The sequence below is a fragment of the Geobacillus sp. G4 genome (assembly GCF_040327975.1).
Taxonomy (GTDB): domain Bacteria; phylum Bacillota; class Bacilli; order Bacillales; family Anoxybacillaceae; genus Geobacillus; species Geobacillus thermoleovorans.
The window spans coordinates 436,407-461,147 of record NZ_JBEPJY010000001.1 but is presented as its reverse complement, the minus strand read 5'-3'; the positions used below and the strand labels follow the sequence as shown (position 1 = coordinate 461,147).

Genomic DNA, 24,741 nt, shown 5'->3' with positions numbered 1-24,741 from the left:
CATAAACAAATCCCTCCAGTGTTTTTACTGACAGTATGGGCATTTTCCCAACTGTCTACACTAGAGGGATAATATCATTTTATTGGAGGGGGTTCTCTTTCTTATTCACCTTTATTGGTTGTGTCATTCGGATCTGGAGTATAGTCCGATTTGTAATCGGCATATTTGACTTCAGTAACCATTCCCGCTGAGGCATGGTGCAAGTCATGGCAATGGAACATCCAATTTCCCGGATTATCCGCTTTAAACGCGACGACATATTCTTCACCAGGGTTTACATTTAAGGAATCCTTAATCAATGGAGAGCCTGTGACTGGCTTGCCGTTTTTGCTTAACACTTGGAAGAAATGTCCGTGTAAATGCATCGGATGGACATCCATCGGTGAATTGTTCACTATTTTTACTTTTACTAAATCTCCTGTCTTCACATTGATCGGCGCTGTGTCAGGATACGTTTTCCCATTAATCGTGAAAATCATGCCATTTTTGCCCATGGCCGTTCCTAAATCCATTGTGTACTCTACATCATATTTTTGGTCTAACGTAAATGGACCTGTTTCATATTTTCCATATGTTGTCATATCCGCGACAGGGAGGTTTTCTTTTGCATTTGCTTTGTCCGTATTGTTTGCTTGTCCTTCGTATTGAATTTTCACTTTCATGCCATCGGTGCCTTTCATATTGCCGTGACATTTTAGTAACCATTCACCCGGGTTATTGGCGATAAACTCAATGTCGTAGCGCTCACCCGGAGCGATATTCAACAGTTCATCTTTGATTGGTTGCGGGTTCTTTAACGGTTGGCCGTCCGTTGCGACAATTTTAAACTCATGTCCATGCAAATGAAGCTTGTGGGACATGTACCCTGCATTGACAAGACGAAGTCGCACTTTTTCACCTTTTTTCACTTTTAACGGTTCAATAGCCGCTCCGCTTTTTCCGTTAATCGTGAAAAGATCGTACATATTCATGTTATGCCCCATGTTGCTCATATCCATTTGTTGGCCATCGGAACGATTTCCATGTCCCATATCGCTATGGTTCATGCCGCTCATATTCATGTCCATATGGCTTTCTTCGTTCGGGTCGCTCATCCATTCATCTAATACAAGCGTGTAATCTCGATCGACTTTTTCTTCATTTTTCGGTTCTACGATTAATGTTCCGTACAGTCCTTTGTCCACTTGCTCTGCGCTTTTTTGATGGGAATGATACCAATACGTCCCCGGCACGGTTGCGGTAAATTCATACGTAAACGTTTCACCCGGTTGAATGGCGTCCATTGTGACACCCGGTACTCCATCTTGATTATTTGGAACAGGATAGCCGTGCCAGTGAATCGTTGTCGGTTCCGGCAATTCATTTTTTACTACGATTTTTACTTTGTCTCCTTGCTTCACGCGGATTTGTGCACCGGGCACGGATCCATTATACGTGTATACCGGGAGCTTGACTTGATCATTGATGGGTAATAATGCTTCCTTCGCAGTAAGGTGAATTTCTTTCCCAGATAATACTTCTGTATGGGTTGCTAAAGGCAATTGCTGCTTGCTCGTTTCTGCGGAAGTATTTTCTTTTTCCATATTCATGTTGGACATGTCATGTCCCTGCATGGAAGATGGATTTGAGCAAGCTGCGCCAATCGCCACTACTCCTGCGAAAATGGCGCCAAGCAGCCATTTCTTCATGTCGTTTTCCCTCCTTAAGCTTGTAGTGGGAGATGCAATTATATGATAGAAAATAGATGTGCAAAATGTATGGAGAAAATCGTTCAACTAAAATGTAAAAAAAAGCAAGCGATTCGGATTCACCGATGTCTAACGGTGGTAGGTAATCGCTTGCCGTCCCATTTGAACCCAAGCGTCGATAAAGTCTTGTTTCGGCGCTTTTTGGTTTTTGACAGCGGTCAATGGATCATTGAAATAAATGTACTGCTCATCATATCCCGTAATGAGCACCGCATGTTCCCGGTACGTGATTTTGATCGGGCCTTGCGGGGTTTGCCATTCCCGAAAGGCAGAGGGAGGAAGAGGACGAAAGGTGGTGTTCGTAATCACCCAAACCGGTGTGCCTTTGGCCAAGTATGTATAGATGATCTCAAACGATTGCCCTGTTAAGTCGACAATTTGGTTTGGCAAGTACCATTCAGCCAACTGCTTGATCGGCTTATGGTACACGCCGTATCCAGGCTTCGATAACGTATACATATCGCCGACAAACCCTTCATTTGGGTGTCCGTAAAACACTTGGCCATTCCTCACTTGATATGGAGTAGGGTTTTTCTTGATTTGTTTCGCCAACGTCATCTTATCGACGCGAATGCCCGCATGATTCAAGAGCATGGCCAAGCTGGTCACCTCGCATCCTCTTGGCAGTTCCGGAAGCTGAGACAAAAGGGGAGCGTCAATAAGGACGGATGTCCTTAGAATTTGTTTCTTTGAAGGAGCAGCTGATCGACTCACCTCCTTCGCTTGATTGCTGGGGGGCGGATCGGTTTCTCTGCTGTTTCTTTTCTGTACGAAGGCTTTGATGGCATCGCCTGTCTGGGCCGAGCTTGCATAATAGGATAATGAGGAGGCCAATAGAAAGAAACAGGAAATATACAATCCGAGCGACAGTTGATCCATCCTCCCGTTTAGAGGTCTTCTCAAGAGAACAAAACAAAGGGAAACGATGAGAAAAGTCAAAAAAAGGATAAACGCGAACAAGCCATTCTCAACCCCTTTGTGAAAAGTGGCTGTTTTTATATTAACAAGTAAGTATGCAGAAACTATGAAATTCATACTTTCTCCATATTTTATCGTTAATATATGGGGAAACTGAAAATCTTGCAAGCAGTTTTCCTGAAAAAATGGAAACAGATTGTTTTTGAAACTTGATTTTGTGTACGTTAGAATGAAAGTGTCTTTGTATAAATCTTTCTCTTTCTTATGTTAAAGGGTTCATCACCAAAAGATGTACTTGACTTTTCAAGACAAACATGATAGCAATGTTGCTCAAAGAGATGTGTGGTATAAAAAACGCTGTTTTGGTTTTCTTTATCATGATCGTCTTTCTTTGTCAAGTACACTTTGTGGTGAAGATCCTGTTAAAGAAAAAAATGTCATTTTCTTAAAATTGAACAAAATAGCTTTTGGTGTTGTTTTTGTTCTGTATATACATCGATTCTTCTTAGCAAAGTGGGGGGACAATCATTACTATGTGCGGTTTTATTGGTTGTATTCATGATCGCCCGAAAGCGATTGAGCAAACATGGAAAACAATGTTGATGGAGATGAACCGCCTGATTACCCATCGCGGCCCCGACGATGAGGGGTATTTTTTTGATGAATACGTGAGTTTTGGCTTTCGGCGGCTGAGCATCATCGATCTGGAGGCAGGACATCAGCCGCTGTCTTATGAAAACGATCGATATTGGATCATTTTTAACGGGGAAATTTACAACTATATTGAATTGCGGGAAGAGCTGGCGGCGAAAGGATATTCGTTTGCGACGCATTCGGATACCGAGGCGATTGTTGCCCTTTACAGCGCGGAAAAAGAAAAAGCGGTCGAAAAACTGCGCGGGATGTTTGCGTTTGTCATTTGGGACAAGCAAGAGAAAACGGTGTTTGCGGCGCGGGATCCGTTTGGCATTAAGCCGTTTTTTTATGCGGAGCAAGGAGATCGCACGTTTTTCGCTTCGGAAAAGAAAAGCATCTTGCTGGCTCTAGGACAGGAATCGCTGAACGGTGATTCCCTGCAGCATTATTTAACGTTCCAATATGTTCCTGAGCCGATGACGATGTCAGATGGCATTTACAAGTTAGAGCCGGGTCATTATCTCAAGAAAAAAGTCGGAAAACCGCTCACGATTCATCGTTATTGGAAGGCATCCTTCGAGCCCATTCGTCAATCGGAAGAGGAGCTTGTCAAGCAAATCCGCGATGCGCTGTTTGATTCGGTCAGCGTCCATATGCGCAGCGATGTGCCGGTTGGTGCGTTTTTGTCGGGAGGCATTGATTCATCGTTCATCGTCGCCATCGCGAAACAATTCCATCCACACCTAAAGACGTTTTCTGTCGGGTTTGAGCGGGAAGGGTTCAGCGAAATTGATGTCGCCCAAGAAACGGCGGAGAAGCTTGGGGTGGACAATATTAGCTATGTCATTTCGCCGCAGGAGTATATCGATGAATTGCCGAAAATCATGTGGTATATGGATGATCCGCTGGCTGATCCTGCGGCTGTGCCGTTGTATTTTGTCGCCCGTGAGGCGAGAAAGCATGTCACGGTTGTGCTTTCCGGCGAGGGGGCGGACGAGCTGTTTGGCGGCTACAACATCTACCGCGAACCAGAGTCATTGCGGCTGTTTGCGCGAATGCCCAGCATCGTAAAAGCCGTGTTGCGGATGATCGCGAAGCTGCTTCCGGACGGGATGAAAGGAAAAAGCTTTTTGGAGCGCGGCACAACACCGCTCGAAGAACGGTATGTCGGCAATGCCAAAATCTATAGCGAAAAGGAAAAAGCGGCGTTGCTCAAAACGTACCAAGAGGAGCGCGAATATACGGCGGTGACGGCTCCTTTTTACCGCGAAACGCTTCATTACCCGCCCGTCAACCGGATGCAGTATATTGACCTTCATACATGGCTAAGGGGTGATATTTTAGTCAAAGCGGACAAAATGACGATGGCCCATTCGCTTGAGCTGCGCGTTCCCTTTTTAGACAAAAAGGTGTTTGATGTCGCGGCCAAAATCGCCCCTGACATGAAAACAGCCAACGGCACGACGAAATATATTTTGCGTAAAGCGGCTGAGGGCATTGTGCCGGATCATGTGTTAAACCGAAAAAAATTAGGGTTCCCGGTGCCGATTCGCCACTGGCTGAAAAACGAAATGTATGACTGGGCGAGACAGCTCATCAACGAAAGCGAGACGGATCATCTGTTCCATAAGGACGTGCTCTATCGGCTGCTGGATGAACATGCCCGCCACAAGGCGGACCACAGCCGCAAGCTGTGGACGGCATTGGCGTTTATGGTTTGGCATCAAGTGTATGTAGAAAAGAAGTACGATTTTGCTCAATCCGTACAAAACGAAAAGCGTCCAGCGTCCGTTTTGGAGGCGTAATAAGGAAACGAGAGGGCATCCCGAGGTTCGGCCGGGATGCCTTTTTTGATCATGTTCATCAGCTTTCTGAGAAACATGTCAAAAAGATGGGCCTTGAACGGGAAGCTCCACCGTAAATGTCGCTCCTTTTCCCGGCTGGCTCTGAACGGAGATGGTGCCGTGATGCATATCGACAATTTTTTTGGCGATCGCCAAGCCGAGCCCGCTGCCGTCCGCGGCGCGATGACGGGATTTGTCTGCTTTATAAAACCGTTCAAAAATGCGGGGCTGATCGTGCTCGTGAATTCCCGGACCTGTGTCGGAAACGGTGACGATCGCTTGTTCGCCGCATTGGTGCAGCCGGATGGTGATCGTTCCTCCTTTTGGTGTAAATTTGATGGCGTTATGGATCAAGTTCAGCCACACTTGACTGAGTAAATCTTCATCCGCTGTAATGATCACTTTTTCGAGCATGACACACATGTCCAAGTCTTTTTCTGTCCACTGCGGCTCGCAGTGGAGAATGAGGGTTTGCAGCTGCGTATCTAGGCGATAGGATGTTGGATGAAATGGAGAGCGATCAGAATCCAACATCGCCAGCCGCAGCAAATTTTCGCTCAGCTTAGACAGTCTTACGCATTCCGTTTCAATAATGTCAAGATAATGCATCCGTTGCTCCTGGCTTAAGTTCTCGTTTTTGAGCGCGCGGGCAAACCCGCGGATTGATGTGAGCGGAGAACCGATTTCATGAGAGACGTTGGAAATAAATTCTTGCCGCATCTTTTCCAAGGCTTGCAAATTCGCGGCCATGTCATTAATGCGTGTCACCAGTTCGGCAAAAGGATGATTTCGTTCGTTCCAGTCGAAGCGGAGATGGACTCGAAAATCGCCTTTGGCGATTCGGTTGATGGCGTCCATTAAGTCTTGCCAAAACGCTTTTTCCCGTTTTCGCAAAAAAGGGCTGATCGCACTCGTGGTCAATCCAAAGAGAAAAAAACCGAGAATCGAGGAAATGATTTGTCGAACGAGCGGCTGCGGCCGCCAAGCGAATCGGGTGTAGATTGCTTCCATGATGAAATATGCCGCTGTCCAAAAGAGACAGATGATTCCCATCACTGCGATCACGGTCAGGATGGATTTGAGCACGAACCATAACCGTTTCATGCTCGTACCTCCAACCGATAGCCAAGTCCGCGAATCGTGCGGATGGAAAAGGGAACATCCTGTTGAGCAAACCGTTCGCGCAGTCGTTTGACATGCACATCGACGGTTCGTTCATCCCCTTCATAATCGTAGCCCCAAATCTGTTCAATCAATTCGTCGCGCGTGAATGTTTTGCCTGGATAGCTGGCCAATTGAAACAGCAATTCGAATTCTTTCGGCGGCAAGGGGATCTGTTCGTCTCCCAAACGGCATTCGTACGTCTTGCGGTTTAGTGATAAATGGCCGATTTGCACCATTTGCGACGTGGCGATTCGATAGCGTTTGAGCAATGCCTTGACTCGGGCGACGAGCTCAAGCGGGTCGAACGGTTTGACGAGATAATCATCCGCGCCGAGTGCAAATCCTTTCACTTTTTCCTTCGTTTCCCCTTTGGCCGTCAGCATGAGAATCGGCACATCGTCATAGTCGCGCAATTCGCGGCATAACTCCCATCCGTCCATTTCCGGCATCATAATGTCCATAATGACTAAATCCACTTTCACCGTTTCCAGCACGTCAAGCGCTTCTTTTCCATTCGCCGCTTCGTGGATGGTCAATCCTTCCAGACTTAAAAAGTGGCTAACGAGTTCGCGGATGTGCGCATCATCATCGACGACTAAAATTCGGGCCATCGTCATCCCCTTTCATTTCCGTTCGTTTTCTCCTTCATTGTGCCGCTTTGGTCCAGCTTTCGTCAATGTTTGAGCCAATTTGCTCCTTATTTCGTCTGGACAGCAAACAACGTCTTGCTGTTCATGGGAGAAGGGGGATGCGCATCGGACATCCCCCGCGATTAAGCGCGGCGCATATAGACACGAACGGTGATCGGCGCAAAAATCGCGATAATCGCCGCCGCACCGAGTAAGGAGAGGGCGAAATCAGCGCCGATTGTTCCATGGTTCACCAGCTCACGGGCCGCCGTGATCATATGGGAAAGGGGATTGACCTTGGCAATCCATTGCAGCCAGTCCGGCATTGTCTTGACCGGTACGAACGCATTCGAAAGAAACATAAGCGGAAACAGCGCCAACATGGAAATTCCCTGTACGCTCGCCGCATTGCGGGCTATGACGCCGAAGAAGGCAAAGATCCAGCTGATGGCCCACGCGCATCCGATGGAGAAAACGACTGCAAGCGCCACACTGGTGATGCCTCCTTCCGGACGGTAGCCGACGAGAAACCCCATGGCAAAGGTCAGCACGGCGGCGATGACATAGCGGACGACATCGGCTAATAACGCTCCTGCCAGCGGGGAAATGCGGGCGATCGGCAATGACTTAAAGCGATCGAATACACCCTTGTCCATATCCTCGCGCAGTTGAACCCCTGAAACGACGGAAGCCCCGATCAACGTCTGGATCAGAATCGCTGGAATGATCATCGGCAAGTAGTTATGCGCATTTCCCGCGATGGCTCCGCCAAAGACGTAGGTAAACATCAAGGTGAAAATGATCGGCTGAAAGGTGATGTCAAATAGTTGTTCCGGCGTGCGCCGCACCTTTAATAAACCGCGATAGGCCATCGTCAGCGAATTTCGCACAGCTTGGGAAAAGCTTGCCCGGTTTTTCAGCTGTCGATGAGCCGTCGATTGTGGGGACATGTGTTTCATCTCACCGCTCCCTCCTCTAGAACGTTGGATTCATCTCTGTTTTTTTTCACACCATGGCCAGTAATGGTCAGAAAGACTTCATCAAGAGTCGGTTTTTGCACACTTAGTTCAGCTAAGTGGATGCCCTCTTGACGCAAAGCAACGAGCAAGTCTGTCACATGATCGGGATCGGCCATCGGCGCCGTAATGTTTCCGGTTTCTGGGGATACCGTCGACTTGACGCGGAGAACGTGCTCGATGATGCGCCGCGCCGTTTCGATCTCCTGTTGCTGCCGCAGCTTGACTTGCAATGACGACTGTCCGACAGATGCCTTGAGTTCATCGGGTGTTCCCTCGGCCACGACCCGGCCGTGATCGATGACGGCGATGCGGTCTGCCAATTCATCCGCTTCTTGCAAATATTGGGTTGTCAATAGAACGGTTGTCCCCATGCGGACCAGTCGCCGGATCGTTTCCCACATTTGGTTGCGCGTGCGCGGGTCGAGCCCGGTTGTTGGTTCGTCAAGGAAAATAAGCGGCGGTTGGGCGATGAGGCTGGCGGCGAGATCAAGACGCCGGCGCATGCCGCCGGAAAAATGCTTCAATGGCCGTTTCGCCGCTTCCGTCAAGCTGAATTCCTCCAACAATTCGCTCGTTTTCCGCCGCGCTTCCGCTCGGCTTAGGCCGAGAAGGCGAGAAAAGATCATCAGATTTTCTGTCGCACTGAGCGTTTCGTCGACGGAAGCGTATTGGCCGGTGACACCGATTAATTGCCGGACGATTTGCGGTTGTTTCACAATGTCGTAGCCAAAGATTTTGGCCGAACCGGCGTCCGGGCGCAGTAACGTTGCCAACATTCGGATCGTTGTGGTCTTGCCAGCTCCATTAGGGCCAAGCACCCCGTAAACCGTGCCCGCGCGCACGCGTAAGTTGAGACCGTCGACGGCCCGATGGCCGCCAAATGTTTTCACCAATCCGTGCGCTTCCACCGCCCACTCTTGATGGTCGGGTGCGATTTGATGTTTTGCTCCCATTTTGTGCTCCCTCCTTGTGATGATTCGTACATGTGAATCGTAGCACGCTTTTATGAACGGAGTGTGAACAAAAAACGATTTTGGGCGGAAAAGAAAAATTTACTTTCCCCGCTCTTGCAATTTTCCCGGTTTTGGTATATGCTTGTTCCATCAGGATGCTAAATACTATATATTGGTTTGCGGTCCTTTTTATACAACTACATATGGTTTGACCAAGCAACGGTGTCCATTTGGACTTAATAGGGAATCCGGTGCGAATCCGGAACTGCCCCCGCAACTGTATGTGCGGACGAAATGGGATGGCCACTGGCAGCAAAAGCCATTCGGCGCGCCGCTGGGAAGGCCCCAAAGTAGGACGATGCACGAGTCAGGAGACCTGCCTTGCTTGGAACGTTTCATGTTCTTCGGGGTGTGGGAAGATGAAACGATAGGGAAAAAGAGAAGGAGTTCGTCTGCCTTTTTCCGTCTGTCGTTTCATCCGCTCGCTTGCCCGAGCGGATTTTTTATTGGAGGAGAGGGGAAGCAAATGACCGTGCTGACGAAAATGATCATCATCGATGACCAAGGGAAACCGATTTCTTTTTCACGTGAAGAGTTTGCATCGCTGATCCATCGGACCGCGGCTGGATTCGGCCGCCTGTCGCTTGATGAATATGTCGAGCGTGTTTGGCAGCTCGTCTCGCGAAAAGAAACGGTTACGGTTGAACAGTTGTATCAGACGGCTGTCTTGGAGGGGTTATCGTATATAAGCGAAGAGGAGCCGGACTGGACGTTTGTGTGCGCGCGGCTGTATTTGCGGCAATTGTACCGTGAAGCGGCGCGGCATCGCGGGTACGACGAGCGCGAGCGGTACGGCGATTTCTATTCGCTGCTTGCCGCCCTGACGGAACAAGGGGTGTACAGTCCGCTGCTGCTTGAACGTTATACGAAAGAAGAAATTGATGCCATCGGTGCGTTTCTTGATCCGGAGAAGGACAAGCTGTTTACGTACATCGGGCTGCGCACACTCGCGGACCGGTATTTGGCGCGCGATTATGAGCGGCGGCTGTATGAACTGCCGCAGGAGCGGTTTTTGGTCATTGCCATGACGTTAATGGCGAATGAACCGGCCACACGGCGGCTTGCGCTCGTGAAGGAAGCGTATTGGGCGTTAAGCAACTTATACATGACGGTGGCGACGCCGACGCTCGCCAACGCCGGGAAATCGTACGGCCAGCTCTCAAGCTGCTTTGTCGATACGGTCGATGACAGCTTGCAAGGAATTTATGACAGCAACACCGACATCGCCAATTTGTCCAAATCAGGCGGCGGCATTGGCGTCTATTTAGGCAAAATCCGTTCGCGCGGCAGCGACATCAAAGGGTTTAAAGGGGTCTCTTCCGGCGTCATCCCGTGGATGAAGCAGCTGAACAACACAGCGGTGAGCGTTGACCAGTTGGGGCAGCGCAAAGGGGCCATTTCCGTTTATTTGGATGTATGGCATAAAGACATTTTCGCGTTTTTGGACGCGCGGCTCAACAACGGCGATGAACGGCTGCGGACGCATGATTTGTTCACCGGCGTGTGCATTCCGGACTTGTTCATGGAGCAGGTCGAACAGCGAGGCGACTGGTATTTGTTTGATCCGCATGAAGTGCGGAAGGTGATGGGCTTTAGCTTGGAAGACTTTTATGATGAGGAAAAAGGGCGCGGGAGTTTTCGCGAGAAATATTGGCAATGCGTCAACGAACCGAGCCTGTCGAAAGAGAAAGTGCCGGCGATTGAAGTGATGAAAAGCATCATGCGCAGCCAGCTTGAGTCGGGGACGCCGTTTATGTTTTACCGCGATGAAGTGAACCGGCAAAACCCGAACCGCCATCTCGGGATGATCTACTGCAGCAATCTTTGCACCGAGATCGCGCAAAACCAAAGCCCAACGGTGATGAAACGGCAATATGTGAAAGACGGGACGATTATCATTGAAAAAATACCAGGCGATTTTGTCGTCTGCAATTTATCGTCGATCAATTTGGCGCGTGCGGTGACCGATGGAGTTTTGGCGCGGCTCATCTCGATTCAAATGCGGATGCTTGATAATGTCATCGATCTCAATAATATCCCAGTTCTGCAAGCCGGCCTGACGAACGAAAAATACCGCGCTGTCGGGCTTGGCACCTTTGGCTGGCATCATCTTTTGGCGTTAAAAGGCATTCGCTGGGAGTCAGACGAAGCGGTCCGCTATGCCGACGAGCTGTATGAAACGATCGCTTATTTGGCGATTCAGGCGAGCATGGAGCTTGCAAAAGAAAAAGGAAGTTACCCGGCGTTTCCAGGGTCGGACTGGCAGACGGGCGCTTATTTTGAACGGCGCGGCTACCAAAGCCACGGCGAACTCGATTGGGATCAGCTGAAGCAAGATGTGGCCCGCTACGGGATGCGCAACGGCTATATCATGGCCATCGCTCCGAACGCATCGACGTCGATCATCGCTGGCAGCACGGCGAGCATTGATCCCATTTTCTTAAAAGTATACGCCGAGGAAAAGAAAGATTATAAGATTCCCGTTACGGTGCCAGATTTAAACGAACAGACGACATGGTATTACAAATCGGCGTACCATATCGACCAGCATTGGAGCATCAAACAAAACGCCGCCCGCCAGCGCCATGTCGACCAAGCCATCTCATTTAACTTCTACGTCATGAACACGATTAAGGCAAAAGAGCTGCTCGATTTACATTTGACGGCATGGAAGTCGGGGTTGAAAACGACGTATTACGTGCGTTCGACATCGGGGACGATCGAAGAGTGCGATTCTTGTGCGAGCTGACCGTGGGGCGCAACAAACGCCTTTGGTCGGGCTTTCCCTTCCTTGTGCGGGAGGGGCGTCCGCGGTTGGCCGCGCATCACGATACTTGAAAGAGAAAGGAAGGAATCGACACAATGACGATCAGCTTAGTCAAACGGCCGATTATGGATCCAGAGGCGCCGAACCGTTCGACGGGCATCATCAATGGCCGTTGCTCGAATGTGTTGAATTGGGACGATATCGCCTACCCATGGGCGTATGCGAAATATAAGCGAATGCTCGCCAACTTTTGGACGCCGTTTGAAATCAATATGGCGCAAGATGTGAAGCAGTTTCCGCAGCTGACCGACCGCGAGCAGGATGCGTTTTTGAAAATCATTGGACTCTTGGCGCTGCTTGACAGCATCCAAACCGACTACGCCAGACGTGTCGCTGATTACATTACGGACCCGAGCATCAATGCGCTCATGATCATGCTCGCCCAGCAGGAAGTCATTCACAACCATTCCTATTCGTACGTGCTCTCGAGCCTTGTGCCGAAAGCGAAGCAAGATGAAGTATTCGACTTTTGGCGGAACGAACCGACGCTGCGCAAGCGGAACGATTTTGTGACGAACGGCTACAAGGCGTTTGCGGAAGAGCCGAATGTGGAAAACTTGTTGCGCTCCATCGTTTTTGACGTCATTTTAGAAGGACTGTTTTTCTACTCAGGGTTTGCGTTCTTCTACAACCTTGCGCGCCAGCAAAAAATGGTGGCGACGAGCACGATGATCAATTACATCAACCGCGACGAGCACATTCATGTTGATTTGTTTGCGAAAATTTTCAAAGAAGTGTTGAACGAATACCCGGAGTATCGGACGCCGGAGCTTTCCGATTTTGTCCGTGAAACGTTTACGAAAGCGGCTGAGCTGGAAATCGAATGGGCCGGGGAAATCATCGGGAATGACATCGATGGCATCGACTTGGCTGATTTGGAAGCGTACATTAAGTTTTACGCCAACGTCCGCGCCCATCAGCTTGGATTTGACCGCCCGTTTGACGGCTATCGGACGAACCCGCTCCGCTGGATTAAAGCGTATGAAGAAGTCGACCTCGGCAAATCAGACTTCTTTGAACAGAAGCCGCGCCAATATACGAAAGTGCAAGTGGACAACGGATTTGATGAGTTATAAATGAGAGAAGTCCCGTTTGACAACGGTCAGCGTGGCTTTTTGCCAGATAAGGCCGTTTGTCCGTCTTTTGCTTCGAACGATGGCGGCGGTACATGCAAGAAAAACCGCGGCGCTCAGCCGTGGGCAGGCACCGCGGTTTTTCATGGATGCTTTCAAGCTGCTGGGCAAGATGGTGGAGTTTTTTCTCATGCTGGACGGTTTTCGCGGCGAGGAAATGAACGGTTTCTTGCGTTTCGGTGAGCTCGACGCGCAAGCCGGAAAACTTTCGATCCAATCGGTCAAACCGCTCATTCACTTCGGCGCGGAATTGTTGCAGTTCAGATCGGAATTCGGCGCGAAGCTGGTTGGCCATATCTTGCATTTCCACCCGAAGTTGATTGGCGGTGTCTTGGATTTCCGCCCGAAGCAGGTTGCCCATCTCGTCAATTTGGGCACGGATGTCGTTGGAAAAACGTTTCAGCGCCTCTTCAACCTCTTTCACAACCGTATCGCTCTCCATTCTTGTCCGTTTTTGGTATTTCTCATCATCATACCATGGCGTAAAGAGTCAGGCAATGAGAGAAAGTAGGTGGGAGCGGTTGCATGGGAAAAAATAAGCCGATCGTGCTAAAATAGCGCTCGGCTTATTGGATTTGTGTTTGGCAGGCAAGCCGTTTGGCTGGTTGATCCGTTTTTTCGCGCTCGCGCCGCGTTTTCGGAGCGAGAAGGTGAGCGCCGGCCAGAACGGTGACCATGCAACGGCCACACGTTCCTTTTTTGCATTTGTGATCGAGCAGAACACCTTGTCCTAGGGCGGCGTCAAGAAGCGAAACGCCGGGGGCTGGCTGCACGGTGAACGTTTTCCCTTTTTGTTCGATTTGAATGACAGACGGCCGCACGGCGGACGGCCCATCGGGCTTAGGCGGCGCGGCAGAAATGGAGCGCTCCGATGGCCGGACGGCAGGCTTCAGTGAGCCGACCGTGAATGTTTTACCCATTTTTTTACACATCTCCTTTAAATTACATGGTTAGTTTGAAAATGAATCTCATTTACATCCGAATGAATGATTGGTATCATAATAGTAAAAGGAATTGCGAAAACGCCATCTTGGCTAGGGACAAGGGGGAGACACCATGGGCATTCCGATGAACGGACTGCGCGATATGAAAGCGATTTTGGCCAACGAGCGAAAAGTCGGCGGCGCGGTGGAAGCGGCGCTTCTCCGCCTCCGTTCCGGCGAAGAATATCGAAACGTCTGCATCGTTCATATCGATCAACTAGGCGCCCAATACTATTCGGTCGGTTTTGTGACCGAACAAGGGGAACGGCTCATCGTCAACGTTCATGACATCAGCGTCATCTCTGCGCCTGAACATAAAAAAATTCGTGAGCTGAACAACGCCGCTTATAAACGGGAAGCCATCAACAACAAGCGGCGCTATTTAAAACGCCTCTTTGAGATTTATGAAGGCAGTTATACCGTTCATTTTTGGCGGGAAGCGAAAATGATTATCGATGACATCGGTGTTGAGGCGCTCAGCCCCGAATTGTCGCTGCTCGTCTCCAACGTTCAAGGACAAACGGCCCGCACCGCTTAATGGGAAAATCAAGAAACCGCCCGGCGATCTCCCCTATCGTCCGGGCGCGTCTTCGTTAAAGGGAATTTGCTGTGCCTCGTTTTCATGGCGCGGATCGCTGGCCATATGCCGTTCTTGCTGTTTGATGGCAAGGGAAGCCCGCGTGCCGCTTCTCCGGATTAGGCGCTGCTCATGCTGACTCGTTCGGATCCTCGAGCGTGCAGATGGCGCTTGGACGTTTGATGCGCGGCACAACCGATTCGTAGACACGGAACAAGTAGTTCATGTTTTCCGTATCTAAAAACGCGGTTTGCACATCGACGGCAACAGCGAGGTCGATGTTTTGCCGCCCTGTGTCAATGACGACCCCGCGTTTGCCTTTAATGACCGGAGTTTGGTAAATGCCGGCGGTCATCAGCTCGCGGATGTGCTCAATTTCAAGCACGTGCGTTCCTTCATGGACGCGGTGGATCAACGCATACAATTCCGGCGACAAGACGAGCGCGTATGGGCCGGTATGGCCGAGCTGAAGCAGCTTGTTGCGTGCTTCGACGACGTCAGTAAAGGCGTTGCCCGATTTCATCCAATCGCTGCGAATGTGGGCGATTTTTCCTTTGACGTTCATAATGCCCGGCACATCAAATTCAGTTGAACCATTGAAAATCAAATCGTCCTCGAGCAGCGCGCACTGCTGGGCGGCGTTGGCGGCGGCGGAAAAGTCGATCGGGCTGCCGAGCTGTTTCGCCTGTTCAATGTCACGCCAGTACAAAATAAAGTCTTTATACAAAAGCGGGATCGTTAAATGCACGCGGCGCGCCGGCTCGGAAAGGCTCAGCTCTTTGCCGTGGAAGCTCATGTCCCCCTGTTCCGGGTTCATATAAATATCGTTGGCGACCGACTGGACACCTTCGCCGAGCGGACCGTACAAATCGATAAATCGGCGGCCGACGAGCTGGCGCCGCGCCGTTTCAATGACCAGTTCGTCAAGCTCGCCCCATTGGCTGCTTGTGAGCGGGGCTTCTGGATACAGCTTCGTTTTATCCATGTTTACTCTCCTTTCTTATCCGTGTTTTAAGCTGCCGACTGTCAGCTGCCGTCTTGTTCCGATCGATGGGCGGACAGGCGCCGGGTCGGAAGGCGGGACGGCGTACTGCGCCAGTTTCAAATGGTCTTTTTGATGCTCTTTTTCGTCAGTCGGCACCGAAGCGGCGAGGGAAACCGGCGCGTCCAGCGCGCGATTGAGCGTTTCGAGAGCGGCTTTCATCCGCTGGTAGTCCGCAGCGGTCATGTCGCGCAGTGCCGTAATGGGTGGTTCATGTTCCGTCCCTTTATAGTGGAAGAGGGACAAATCGAGATGCTCCAAAAAGTTGTGCAAGCCGAATTTTTCAAGGCTGATGTCTTGCAACAGGCGCAAAAAGTCGCCGTTTTCCCGCGATAAGAATGCTTCGTCCGCCAATGCCTCCTCCAACTTTGGAAGCAAGGCGGTCAAACGGTCAAACCGGTGTTCCTCTTCTTCGTAAATATGATGCCAATACAGCCGTGCATGGTCGTCAGCGGCCTGTTCAATCGTCGGTTCTAAAATCGATTGAAACTGGCCGAGCGCTTCTTTCGACCGGCCAAGAATGGCGCTGACTTCTGCTAACGTGTCGTGCAATGGACTCCCTCCTACACTATGATTGATTGTTATCATCTTTTCCATATTGAAAGAGGCATAAACATCTCCGCCTTCCTTCGAACGTCACCTTTGCTCCTAGTCCGGAATAAAACAGAATCAGGAACATTGCCCACTTGATATGCGGCGCGATTCCAGCGATAATGGAAACGGTATGGATGAATGCCGCCAAGCGGCATGGAAGAATAAAGAAGGTGACAGAACGATGGAACGTGCGGAACAGATTTATCAAAGGCTTATGGAAATTTGTGGAGAAAGGAACGTCCTTCGTGATGAGCCGATGAAAAACCATACATTGGTGCGGATCGGCGGCAAGGCCGATTTTCTCGTCTGGCCGGAAACGTACGAGCAGGTCATTGAGGTGTTGCGGCTGAAAGAAGAGTACGGCCTGCCGTTTACGCTTCTTGGCAACGGTTCGAACGTCATCATCCGCGATGGCGGGCTGCGCGGCATTGTCATGCAGCTGAAGCATTTGAACCGCATTTGGCGTGAAGGAAACAACGTGATCGCACAAAGCGGGGCGGATATTAAAGCGGTGTCGCGGTTCGCGCTCGAACAACACCTCACCGGGTTGGAGTTTGCCTGCGGCATTCCGGGATCGGTCGGCGGGGCGATTATGATGAACGCCGGAGCGTACGGCGGTGAAGTGAAAGATGTGCTTGACCATGTCAAAGTGGCGACGCTCGCCGGTGAGTTGAAAACGCTGAAAAATGAGGAGCTGGAGCTTGGCTATCGAACAAGCTTGATCAGCCGGACGCATGATATTGTGCTTGAAGTGGTCTTTGCGCTCCGGCCGGGAGACTATGCGCAAATCAAGGCGAAAATGGATGATTTAACCTTTCAGCGCGAATCGAAACAACCGCTTGAGTATCCGTCGGTCGGAAGCGTGTTTAAGCGTCCGCCGGGCTATTTTGCCGGCAAGCTCATCCAAGACAGCGGCCTTCAGGGAAAAGGATTCGGCGGTGCGGAAGTGTCGACGAAGCATGCAGGATTCATTATTAACAAAAACAATGCGACCGCTGCCGATTACATTGCGACGATCGAAATGGTGCGCAAAACAGTGAAAGAAAAATTCGGGGTCGATCTGGAGTTGGAAGTCAAAATTATTGGCGAGGAATGACGGAGGATCCGAATCCGGTTTGCGGGTTCGGATTTTTTCATTTCGACGAGAGGAAAAATGAAACCAACCGCCAATAGGTAAGAAAAGGGGTTATGAATGGAGGAAGAGGATGAACCTTTATTTCATTATCAATCCAGCCGCCAAAAACGGCCGGTCCGTGTCCATTTGGAAGCAGCTGCAACCGCTGCTGGATCGGGAAGGAATCATCTATCAGGCGTATTGGACGACCCGAAAGGGAGAAGGAAAGGAAATCGCCCGACGAATCGGCGAGGAAAGCGTTGAGCCGACGGTGATCGCAGCGGTCGGGGGCGATGGGACAGTGCATGAAGTGGTGAACGGAGCGGGTTCGTTTCCGCACGTTGCGATTGGCTGCATTCCCGCCGGAACAGGAAACGACTTTGTCCGCGGCTTCCGTCTCGCCCGAAAACCGAAACAGGCGCTCCGACAGCTGATAGATGATGTTCGTTTCGGCAAGGTTTTGGCTTTCGATCTCGGCCGTTTTGCAAGCAGAGCCGTGCCGGACGGAGTGTTTGCCAACAGCATCGGCTGCGGTTTTGACGCCCATATCGCCCGCACGGCCAACCGTTCAAAATGGAAAGGGCGGCTGAATCGTTTTGGACTCGGTTCACTCATTTATGTGTTTTATTTAGTAAGAGATTTGTTTCGCTATCAACCGGTTGACCTTGATATTTGTGTGGATGGACAGAATTATTCGTTTTTGAAGGCTTGGATGGCAACGGTTTCGAATCACCCATACTACGGTGGAGGAATGCGCATCGCGCCGTCCGCTCAGGCCGATGACGGCTTGCTTCATGTGACGGTCGTCGGGCCGATGCCGCGTTGGAAAATTCTTGCGCTGTTTTTAACCGTATTTTGGGGCGGGCATGTACGAATGAAAGAAGTTTGCGTGTTCACTGGTCGGAACGTGCGCATCCGCCCTGCCGCTCCTGTCCCGATCCACGCGGATGGCGAGGATGCAGGAGAAGGGGAAGTATTTGCTTGGATTGAGCCGGGGCGTTTGCGGGTCATTGGCGTGAAAACCAGGTGAGTGATTCATTCGTATACTGCAAGTAGACGTAAGGAGGGCGAGGCATGGGGAAGCACTGTTGGCTTTGCCCTGCGCGATGGATTGCCGGCGGCAATCAAGGCGCATTTGATTATTCGCTATAGCATCGAGGCGTTTGACCGAGCGATTGTGATTCGCGAAGTGATTAGCTAGGGATTTACCAGCATGGCAAATATTCTGAATAAGCAAAGCAAGAGCAAGGAAGCGAGCGGTTAAGGCGGAGGTGAAAGAACAATGGAACGACGATGTCCATTATTGTCAAGGAGAAAGGGCTGTTTCCCGTTCGCTTCGGAAAACAGCCCTTGCTTTAGCAACAGCTTCAAAAACGGAACTTATTTTTTGTTCTTTTCTTCCTTGTCTTGTTTTCTATGGGCCGGCGAATGGTCGTTTTTCACCTGCGGTTTGGCTGTTTGTTTCGGAGGTTGTGAAACAGAGACAGAGGCGCGGAACGCTGCTTGCTGCTTTCCGGCTGCCGCTGCTTGATGTTCCCGGCCGTTTGCTTTGGCGCTCGCGGCGACACCTTGGCGGACACTGCCCTTTGCTTCCGCTTTTATGGCTCGCGTCAGCGACGATTTCGTGTCTGCTTTGGCGGCGGTGTTCGTTTGTTCATCTAGACGAACCGCTGTATCGTCTTCCACCGGTGCAGCGGCTGGCTTTTCTGTTTCGATGGATTCAGGAGCCGTTGGTGCGCTCTCGTTTTTCGCTTCCTCCGTTTCGCCGGCCGGTGCTGTCGGTGCTGTTTGTTCATCGCCTATTTCCTCTACTTGGCTGCTTTGTTCTGCCTGTTTCGCCAACCGTTTTTCTATTTTGGCTTCCAGTTTTTGTTTCGCTTTTTCAATGTTGCGGGCGAGCACCTCTTTGGCGCGCGGGTTTTTCACCCGTTCAAGTGCGGCTTGCAAGGCCGTGATGTTTTGCGAAAATTTTTCTTCCAGCTGTTGGCGCAATGCTTCGGCATCAGGTTTTGCGGTTTCCCCGCTTGGTTCATCCGCTTGTTTTGTTTTTTCATACACATTCCATGCTTGATCTTGTTGTTTCAGGGCATTGGCGAGCACTTCTTTTGCCTGCTCGACGTCTCCGCGTTCAAGCAGCGCCTTTGCTTCGGCTAGCCGCTCTTCAGCGAATTCAGCGAGCCGTTTCGCCTTTTCCGCATCGTCAAACGTGAGGGCAAGTTCGATTTTTTCCATCATGGTTTTGACAAAGTAGAAAAAGTCGCCTGGCAACAAAACCGGGACGTCGTGGTTGACACCGGCATCTGCTTCGGTTGCCGTGTTGCCGTCTGTTTTCCCCTCGATTCCTGTGCTGGCGAACACCGCCGGGCTGTAAGGAGTGAGCGCAACAGCAGCGGCAAGTGCGCTTGTTGATAGTATGCGAGGGAGCGAAAATCGCTTGTTCATCACCATCGTTCCTCCTTTTGCTTTGGGTTTCGTTATAACGTTTTCGCAGTTGACCCGTCTGTTTTCGACTGTAGGCGCGAAAAATCAGGCGAAAGAAGCAGAAAAATAGGAAAGAAAGGGAAACGGTGAGATTCCCTTCACGGTTTGGCAGTTAGCCGCCTGTTTGGTATAATGGAAATAAGTTTGGTAACGACGATATCCAAGGCGACTCCTGCCAATCCGTTTGGTGGGAGTTTGTTTTTGCGATGAGCGCCTAGTGGGGCTGACGGGATAAGGGGGCACCGGCCAATGCCATGCCGGGCGAAAACGAAAGGAGCAAACCGGTCATGACGGAGCGGGTGGATGACATTGTTGATGTTTGTTTATTAGCGGGAAAATTGATGCTTGAAAGCGGTGGGGAGACGTACCGGGTGGAAGATACGATGGGGCGTATCGCCGCTTCGTTCGGTGTTTCCCGCTCACACAGCTATGTGACCCCAACGGGCATCATGTTTTCCGTTGAGGGAACGAATGTAACACGGTTTATTCGCATTTCCGAGCGTTCGACCGATTTATCCAAGGTGGCGCTTGTCAACCACATTTCCCGCCGCATCAGCAGCGGCGAACTGTCGCTCGACGGAGCGCGCAAAGAACTGGAACGCGTTCAGCAGCAGCCACTCGGTTATCCGCTTTGGCAGCAAACTGCTGCCGCAGCGGCGGCGAGCGCTTGTTTTGCCTCGCTGTTAGGCGGCATGAATCATTTTCTCCCTTCCCTTCTTTCTGGTGGAATGGCGTTTTGGTGTTTTGAAATGATGCATCGGTTCGTGAAAATCCGATTCTTCGCTGAATTTTTTGCCGCTTTTGTCGCCGGTGGGATCGTGCTGTTGATGGAAAGGGCCGGATTTGTCAGGGACGTAGGAAACATGATGATTGGCTCGGTGATGCCGCTCGTGCCGGGGCTGGCGATTACCAATGCGGTGCGCGATTTAATGGCCGGCCATTTGATCGCCGGTTTGTCGCGCGGTGCTGAGGCGTTTTTAACCGCGTTTGCGATCGGCACCGGCATTGCCTTTATTTTATCGATTCGTTAGCAGGGAGTTACCGATGATGATTGTGCAGCTGTTGCTTAGCTTTGTGGCGTCATCGCTGTTTGGCGTCATTTTCAATATTCCGAAACGATTGCTGCCGCACAGCGGATTTGTCGGCATGAGCGGCTGGGCGATGTATATGGCCGCCGCCCGGTCGGGGGTGGACGGTGTCGCCGCCACGTTTGCAGCGGCGTTTTTCGTCGCTTTTGTAAGCAACGGGTTCGCCCGCCGCTATCGAACGCCGGCGACGATTTTTATCGTCTCTGGCATTATTCCCCTTGTGCCGGGCGGAACAGCGTTTGAGGCGATGCGCCATGTTGTCATGAACGATTACAATGCGGCCATTTCACTAGCGGCAAAAGCGTTCATGATTTCTGGGGCGATTGCGATGGGGCTCATTTTTTCTGAGGTCGTCAACCAACTGGTCAAGCGCCGCCCTTAACTGCGTGTAGTTGTTTTTTCCAATCATTTGCCTATCGTTGTATTTGTTTGCTTGAATATTATAATGAATATAACCATGTTTTTTCTATTGATTTTAAACAGCGGGGGAGAGCGGGATGAAAGAAATTGTTCAGCAGATGAAGGCGGAGCTATGGGAGATTTTCGATCACCTTCATCGTCATCCAGAAATCAGTTGGGAAGAGTGGCAAACAACCGAATTTCTTCGCCGAGAGTTGGAGCGCGAAGGGTATCGGGCGCGGACGTTTGCCGATTGTCCGGGCGTGGTGGCGGAAATTGGCACAGGGCCGTTGATGGTCGGAGTGCGCAGCGATATGGACGCTCTTTGGCAAGAAGTTGACGGCGTTTGGCAGCCGAACCACGCGTGCGGGCACGACGCTCACATGACGATTGTGCTTGGCGTGGCGAAATTGCTTCGCCGCATCGGCTATGAGCCGCCGGGGACGCTGCGGTTTTTGTTCCAGCCGGCTGAGGAAAAAGGCACGGGGGCGCTGAAGATGATCGAAAAAGGAGCGGCTGATGGCCTAACGTTTTTGTACGGCGTTCATTTGCGCCCAATTCAAGAGGTAAAAGGCGGTTATGCGTCTCCGGCGATCATTCACGGAGCGGCGCAATGCATCGAGGGGCGGATTCGCGGCGTGGCGGCGCATGCCGCGCGGCCGCATTTAGGCGTCAACGTCATTGAAGTTGGCAGCGCCATCGTGCAGGAGCTCGGCAAAATTCATATCGACCCACAAGTGCCAGCGTCGATCAAAATGACGAAGTTTCACGCCGGTGAAAAAGATGCGAACACGATCCCGGACTACGCGGAATTTGCCCTTGATTTGCGGGCGCAAACGAACGAGGCGATGGAGCGGCTCGTCGAGGGGCTGCGCCATGTGATCAATGGGGTCGCTGCGATTTACGGAGCTGATATTGAGCTTGTTGAGCGGACGCGCATCGTCGCCGCTGATCCTGATCCAGATGCTGTGCGGCTGATGGAGGAGGCGATTATCACGACTTTAGGGACGGAAAAATGCGTTCCGCCGGTCGTGACGTCGGGAGGAGAGGATTTCCATTTTTATTCCTTTAAAAAACCGGAGCTGAAAACAACGATGCTCGGATTGGGCTGCGACTTGCGTCCAGGGCTCCATCACCCGAACATGACGTTCCGGCGCGATGATTTGCTTTCCGGCGTGGAAATTTTGGCGCGGGTTGTGATGAACACGTTTGCGACGTTTGCGCCGCAGGGGGAGAACGAGCGTGCCTCTGTCGCTGCAAATCATTGAGACGATCGAACAGTTGAAAGAGATGGCCAGGCTTGAGGAGGAGATTTGGAAAACGGCGCCGGTTCCGCTCCATCAAACGCTGACGGTGGCGAAAAACGGGGGCATTATCATCGGGGCGTATGTGGACGGGAAGCTTGTCGGCTTTGTCTACAGCTTCCCTGGGTTTCGAAATGGGGAATTGTATCTTTGCTCCCATATGATGGGGATTGCTGAATCGTTTCGTGATCGTGGCCTCGGCTATCGCTTGAAAATGAAACAGGCGGAAGAAGCGCGGCGGCGCGGTTATCGAGTCATCCGCTGGACGTATGACCCGTTGCAAAGTCGAAACGGCTATTTGAACTTGGCGAAGCTTGGGGCCCTTGGCGTCGAGTATGTGGAAAACTGCTACGGCGAAATGAATGACGCGTTGAACGGTCAACTGCCGTCCGACCGCTTCATTGTCGAATGGCGGCTTGATGAGCGTCCGACCGGGGAGCGGAGCTTGGCTAAAGCTGATCTTCTCAAGGCCAGAAGTCTGACGGTGCTCGAGGCAGGTCAAAGGGCTGACGGTCTGTTGCGGCCCGTGCTGAGAGACATCGATGAAACAGCGGCGCCGTTGTTGTTGGCTGCGGTTCCGCTTGACTTTCCGCAGCTGAAAGAGCGGGATCTCGCGCTGGCGCTTGAGTGGCGGCTGGCGACGCGCGCTCTGTTTCAGCGGTTGCTCACGGAAGGCTGGATTGCCGCCGGCGCTTGGCGCCGTTCCGGGGAGCCGGCGATGCACTACATATGGGTGAGGAGAAACGAATGGCTGCCGCAGAAAGGGGAAGAGGAATGGCGATCAACATCGAGTACGTCATATTGCGCCATTTGCAAATGGAGTTGAAGGCGCCGTTTACAACGAGCTTCGGCACGTTTCAAACGAAAGAGTTGATTTTAGTGGAGGCGGTCGACTGCGATGGGGTTTCCGGCTGGGGCGAATCGGTTGCGTTTTCTGCCCCGTGGTACAGCGAGGAAACGGTGAAAACGAACTGGCATATGCTTGAAGAGTTTCTCGTGCCGCTCTTGTTTTCGAAGCCGCTTAGGCATCCAGCGGAATTGCCAGAGCGCTTTGCCGCCATCCGCCAAAACAACATGGCGAAAGCGGCGCTTGAGGGAGCGGTATGGGATTTGTATGCCAAGCGGCTCGGCGTCCCGCTTTGTCAAGCTCTCGGGGGAACGAAAAAGGAAATTGAAGTCGGCGTCAGCATCGGCATCCAGCCGACGGTTGCCGATCTGCTCCAGGTGATTGAGCGGTATGTGGCGCAAGGGTACCGGCGGATCAAAGTGAAGATCAAACCGGGATGGGATGTTGATGTCATTCGCGACGTGCGGCGCGCGTTTCCCGACGTGCCGCTCATGGCGGATGCCAATTCGGCGTATACGCTCGCTGACGCCAAGCGGCTTCAGGCGCTCGATGAGTTTGGGCTGATGATGATCGAACAGCCGCTCGCCGCTGACGATCTTGTCGATCACGCCCGGCTGCAGCCGCTTCTTCAGACGCCGATTTGCCTTGATGAAAGCATTCGTTCCTATGACGATGCGCGCAAGGCGCTTGACCTTGGCAGCTGCCGCATCATCAACATCAAAATCGGGCGCGTCGGTGGGCTTTGGGAGGCGAAGCGCATCCACGATCTTTGTGCTGAGCGCAGCGTGCCGGTGTGGTGCGGGGGGATGCTGGAAGCAGGGGTCGGGCGCGCCCACAATATCGCGATCACGACGTTGGAAAACTTCGCGCTTCCCGGCGACACCGCTGCGTCGTCCCATTATTGGGAGCGGGATATTATCACACCGGAAGTCGAGGTGCAAGGCGGCTTGATCCGCGTGCCGAACGCCCCGGGCATCGGCTATGACGTCGACCGCCGCCAAGTGGAGCGGTATACACAGTTTGCGAAGGTGTTTCATCGTACGGCGACGGCATAAAGGATGATAAAAGGGAGGCGATGTAAAACGAAATCGACATTCTGCCAATGTTGTTTTGGGAGTTCTTGAAGACTATCAAGGACAGGGCATTGCCACTAAACTATTCAACAAAGCGTTTGAGTGGGCAAAGGAAGTTGGAATTTCGAGATTAGGACTTACGGTCATGAAAGGGAACGATAAGGCGTTCAACTTATATAGGAAGATGGGATTCGTATTAGAAGGCGAGAGGGTTCAATCATTAAGAGTGGGCGGAGAATTTGTCAATGAATATTACCTATACAAACTGTTGTAACGCCAATTTGGGGCTGACCCAAAACGCATTCGCG

Annotated in this window: 22 protein-coding genes, 1 pseudogene and 1 riboswitch; of the genes and pseudogenes, 13 read left to right on the top strand and 10 right to left on the bottom strand. The window is 51.4% G+C overall.

The window, feature by feature from the left end:
- Window positions 1-101 precede the first annotated feature (101 nt).
- Both ABS784_RS02280 and ABS784_RS02275 read right to left on the bottom strand, forming a co-directional pair.
- Entirely contained in the window at window positions 102-1,688 is a 1,587-nt protein-coding gene (locus ABS784_RS02280) for a multicopper oxidase family protein (protein WP_352511317.1), read from the bottom strand.
- A 129-nt stretch (window positions 1,689-1,817) separates the two neighbouring features.
- Window positions 1,818-2,708 carry a C39 family peptidase gene (locus ABS784_RS02275; protein WP_352511333.1) on the bottom strand — a complete coding sequence of 297 codons (891 nt, stop codon included), beginning with the start codon at window positions 2,706-2,708 and terminating at the stop codon, window positions 1,818-1,820.
- A 491-nt stretch (window positions 2,709-3,199) separates the two neighbouring features.
- Between ABS784_RS02275 and asnB the strand changes: the two genes are divergently transcribed.
- Window positions 3,200-5,107 (top strand): asparagine synthase (glutamine-hydrolyzing), encoded by a 1,908-nt coding sequence (asnB, locus tag ABS784_RS02270; protein ID WP_352511315.1) that lies wholly within the window; start codon window positions 3,200-3,202, stop codon window positions 5,105-5,107.
- Window positions 5,108-5,185: 78 nt separating this feature from the next.
- Here the strand turns inward: asnB and ABS784_RS02265 are convergent, their stop codons facing one another.
- The 4 genes from ABS784_RS02265 to ABS784_RS02250 all read right to left on the bottom strand — a co-directional run bounded on the left by ABS784_RS02265 (window position 5,186) and on the right by ABS784_RS02250 (window position 8,911).
- Complete coding sequence (locus ABS784_RS02265; RefSeq protein WP_352511313.1) at window positions 5,186-6,250, bottom strand: sensor histidine kinase; 1,065 nt, start codon at window positions 6,248-6,250, stop codon at window positions 5,186-5,188.
- Window positions 6,247-6,921, bottom strand: coding sequence for a response regulator transcription factor (locus tag ABS784_RS02260; protein ID WP_352511311.1), 675 nt, complete (start codon window positions 6,919-6,921; stop codon window positions 6,247-6,249). The genes ABS784_RS02265 and ABS784_RS02260 overlap by 4 nt, the downstream gene beginning before the upstream one ends.
- Window positions 6,922-7,082: 161 nt before the next feature.
- Window positions 7,083-7,898, bottom strand: coding sequence for an ABC transporter permease (locus tag ABS784_RS02255; protein WP_352511309.1), 816 nt, complete (start codon window positions 7,896-7,898; stop codon window positions 7,083-7,085).
- Window positions 7,895-8,911, bottom strand: a complete 1,017-nt coding sequence (locus ABS784_RS02250; RefSeq protein ID WP_352511308.1) for an ATP-binding cassette domain-containing protein — start codon at window positions 8,909-8,911, stop codon at window positions 7,895-7,897. Before ABS784_RS02250 ends, ABS784_RS02255 begins: the two co-directional genes overlap by 4 nt.
- A 202-nt stretch (window positions 8,912-9,113) precedes the next feature.
- Window positions 9,114-9,309, top strand: a riboswitch (cobalamin riboswitch).
- Between the two features lie 128 nt (window positions 9,310-9,437).
- Here ABS784_RS02250 and ABS784_RS02245 point away from each other — a divergent pair.
- From ABS784_RS02245 to ABS784_RS17340, 3 genes are all read left to right on the top strand, one after another.
- The gene (locus tag ABS784_RS02245; RefSeq protein ID WP_352511331.1) at window positions 9,438-11,720 is read left to right on the top strand and encodes a ribonucleoside-diphosphate reductase subunit alpha; all 2,283 of its coding nucleotides are present in this window, start codon (window positions 9,438-9,440) and stop codon (window positions 11,718-11,720) included.
- Between the two features lie 113 nt (window positions 11,721-11,833).
- Window positions 11,834-12,874, top strand: a complete 1,041-nt coding sequence (locus ABS784_RS02240) for a ribonucleotide-diphosphate reductase subunit beta (RefSeq protein WP_352511306.1) — start codon at window positions 11,834-11,836, stop codon at window positions 12,872-12,874.
- Between the two features lie 16 nt (window positions 12,875-12,890).
- Complete coding sequence (locus ABS784_RS17340; protein WP_407067053.1) at window positions 12,891-13,442, top strand: hypothetical protein; 552 nt, start codon at window positions 12,891-12,893, stop codon at window positions 13,440-13,442.
- A gap of 55 nt (window positions 13,443-13,497) precedes the next feature.
- Here ABS784_RS17340 and ABS784_RS02230 read toward each other — a convergent pair whose 3' ends face one another.
- The gene (locus ABS784_RS02230; protein ID WP_021321427.1) at window positions 13,498-13,851 is read right to left on the bottom strand and encodes a 2Fe-2S iron-sulfur cluster-binding protein; all 354 of its coding nucleotides are present in this window, start codon (window positions 13,849-13,851) and stop codon (window positions 13,498-13,500) included.
- Window positions 13,852-13,987: 136 nt separating this feature from the next.
- Between ABS784_RS02230 and ABS784_RS02225 the strand changes: the two genes are divergently transcribed.
- On the top strand, window positions 13,988-14,452 hold the full coding sequence (locus tag ABS784_RS02225) for a hypothetical protein (protein WP_011230416.1): 465 nt from the start codon (window positions 13,988-13,990) through the stop codon (window positions 14,450-14,452).
- Window positions 14,453-14,621: 169 nt separating this feature from the next.
- On the opposite strand, the gene ABS784_RS02220 is transcribed toward ABS784_RS02225, so the two are convergent.
- Window positions 14,622-15,476, bottom strand: a complete 855-nt coding sequence (locus tag ABS784_RS02220; protein ID WP_011230417.1) for a family 1 encapsulin nanocompartment shell protein — start codon at window positions 15,474-15,476, stop codon at window positions 14,622-14,624.
- A 15-nt stretch (window positions 15,477-15,491) separates the two neighbouring features.
- Window positions 15,492-16,085, bottom strand: coding sequence for an IMEF encapsulin system ferritin-like cargo protein (locus tag ABS784_RS02215; protein ID WP_352511303.1), 594 nt, complete (start codon window positions 16,083-16,085; stop codon window positions 15,492-15,494).
- 223 nt (window positions 16,086-16,308) lie between these two features.
- Between ABS784_RS02215 and murB the strand changes: the two genes are divergently transcribed.
- Together murB and ABS784_RS02205 are read left to right on the top strand one after the other, a co-directional pair.
- Window positions 16,309-17,223, top strand: a complete 915-nt coding sequence (gene murB, locus ABS784_RS02210; protein ID WP_352511301.1) for a UDP-N-acetylmuramate dehydrogenase — start codon at window positions 16,309-16,311, stop codon at window positions 17,221-17,223.
- Between the two features lie 109 nt (window positions 17,224-17,332).
- On the top strand, window positions 17,333-18,271 hold the full coding sequence (locus tag ABS784_RS02205; protein ID WP_352511299.1) for a diacylglycerol/lipid kinase family protein: 939 nt from the start codon (window positions 17,333-17,335) through the stop codon (window positions 18,269-18,271).
- A 350-nt stretch (window positions 18,272-18,621) separates the two neighbouring features.
- On the opposite strand, the gene ABS784_RS02200 is transcribed toward ABS784_RS02205, so the two are convergent.
- Entirely contained in the window at window positions 18,622-19,683 is a 1,062-nt protein-coding gene (locus tag ABS784_RS02200) for a DUF5667 domain-containing protein (RefSeq protein WP_352511297.1), read from the bottom strand.
- Between the two features lie 326 nt (window positions 19,684-20,009).
- Between ABS784_RS02200 and ABS784_RS02195 the strand changes: the two genes are divergently transcribed.
- From ABS784_RS02195 to ABS784_RS02170, 6 genes and pseudogenes are all read left to right on the top strand, one after another.
- Window positions 20,010-20,753 carry a threonine/serine exporter family protein gene (locus ABS784_RS02195; protein WP_352511295.1) on the top strand — a complete coding sequence of 248 codons (744 nt, stop codon included), beginning with the start codon at window positions 20,010-20,012 and terminating at the stop codon, window positions 20,751-20,753.
- Window positions 20,754-20,766: 13 nt separating this feature from the next.
- On the top strand, window positions 20,767-21,192 hold the full coding sequence (locus tag ABS784_RS02190; protein WP_020279520.1) for a threonine/serine exporter family protein: 426 nt from the start codon (window positions 20,767-20,769) through the stop codon (window positions 21,190-21,192).
- Window positions 21,193-21,307: 115 nt separating this feature from the next.
- On the top strand, window positions 21,308-22,477 hold the full coding sequence (locus tag ABS784_RS02185; protein WP_011230425.1) for a M20 peptidase aminoacylase family protein: 1,170 nt from the start codon (window positions 21,308-21,310) through the stop codon (window positions 22,475-22,477).
- On the top strand, window positions 22,452-23,339 hold the full coding sequence (locus tag ABS784_RS02180; RefSeq protein ID WP_352511292.1) for a GNAT family N-acetyltransferase: 888 nt from the start codon (window positions 22,452-22,454) through the stop codon (window positions 23,337-23,339). Before ABS784_RS02185 ends, ABS784_RS02180 begins: the two co-directional genes overlap by 26 nt.
- Window positions 23,288-24,415, top strand: coding sequence for an o-succinylbenzoate synthase (gene menC / locus ABS784_RS02175; protein ID WP_033024929.1), 1,128 nt, complete (start codon window positions 23,288-23,290; stop codon window positions 24,413-24,415). Before ABS784_RS02180 ends, menC begins: the two co-directional genes overlap by 52 nt.
- A 43-nt stretch (window positions 24,416-24,458) precedes the next feature.
- A pseudogene (locus tag ABS784_RS02170) lies at window positions 24,459-24,707 on the top strand (N-acetyltransferase family protein); the annotation flags it as partial.
- Window positions 24,708-24,741 lie beyond the last annotated feature (34 nt).

What these genes read in the sequence shown, in the direction of transcription:
- ABS784_RS02280 (WP_352511317.1), bottom strand. Translation starts at nt 1,688, where the DNA reads ATGAAGAAATGGCTGCTTGGCGCCATTTTCGCAGGAGTAGTGGCGATT.
- asnB (WP_352511315.1), top strand. Translation starts at nt 3,200, where the DNA reads ATGTGCGGTTTTATTGGTTGTATTCATGATCGCCCGAAAGCGATTGAG.
- ABS784_RS02265 (WP_352511313.1), bottom strand. Translation starts at nt 6,250, where the DNA reads ATGAAACGGTTATGGTTCGTGCTCAAATCCATCCTGACCGTGATCGCA.
- ABS784_RS02260 (WP_352511311.1), bottom strand. Translation starts at nt 6,921, where the DNA reads ATGGCCCGAATTTTAGTCGTCGATGATGATGCGCACATCCGCGAACTC.
- ABS784_RS02255 (WP_352511309.1), bottom strand. Translation starts at nt 7,898, where the DNA reads ATGAAACACATGTCCCCACAATCGACGGCTCATCGACAGCTGAAAAAC.
- ABS784_RS02250 (WP_352511308.1), bottom strand. Translation starts at nt 8,911, where the DNA reads ATGGGAGCAAAACATCAAATCGCACCCGACCATCAAGAGTGGGCGGTG.
- ABS784_RS02245 (WP_352511331.1), top strand. Translation starts at nt 9,438, where the DNA reads ATGACCGTGCTGACGAAAATGATCATCATCGATGACCAAGGGAAACCG.
- ABS784_RS02240 (WP_352511306.1), top strand. Translation starts at nt 11,834, where the DNA reads ATGACGATCAGCTTAGTCAAACGGCCGATTATGGATCCAGAGGCGCCG.
- ABS784_RS02230 (WP_021321427.1), bottom strand. Translation starts at nt 13,851, where the DNA reads ATGGGTAAAACATTCACGGTCGGCTCACTGAAGCCTGCCGTCCGGCCA.
- ABS784_RS02225 (WP_011230416.1), top strand. Translation starts at nt 13,988, where the DNA reads ATGGGCATTCCGATGAACGGACTGCGCGATATGAAAGCGATTTTGGCC.
- ABS784_RS02220 (WP_011230417.1), bottom strand. Translation starts at nt 15,476, where the DNA reads ATGGATAAAACGAAGCTGTATCCAGAAGCCCCGCTCACAAGCAGCCAA.
- murB (WP_352511301.1), top strand. Translation starts at nt 16,309, where the DNA reads ATGGAACGTGCGGAACAGATTTATCAAAGGCTTATGGAAATTTGTGGA.
- ABS784_RS02205 (WP_352511299.1), top strand. Translation starts at nt 17,333, where the DNA reads ATGAACCTTTATTTCATTATCAATCCAGCCGCCAAAAACGGCCGGTCC.
- ABS784_RS02200 (WP_352511297.1), bottom strand. Translation starts at nt 19,683, where the DNA reads ATGAACAAGCGATTTTCGCTCCCTCGCATACTATCAACAAGCGCACTT.
- ABS784_RS02195 (WP_352511295.1), top strand. Translation starts at nt 20,010, where the DNA reads ATGACGGAGCGGGTGGATGACATTGTTGATGTTTGTTTATTAGCGGGA.
- ABS784_RS02190 (WP_020279520.1), top strand. Translation starts at nt 20,767, where the DNA reads ATGATGATTGTGCAGCTGTTGCTTAGCTTTGTGGCGTCATCGCTGTTT.
- ABS784_RS02185 (WP_011230425.1), top strand. Translation starts at nt 21,308, where the DNA reads ATGAAAGAAATTGTTCAGCAGATGAAGGCGGAGCTATGGGAGATTTTC.
- menC (WP_033024929.1), top strand. Translation starts at nt 23,288, where the DNA reads ATGGCGATCAACATCGAGTACGTCATATTGCGCCATTTGCAAATGGAG.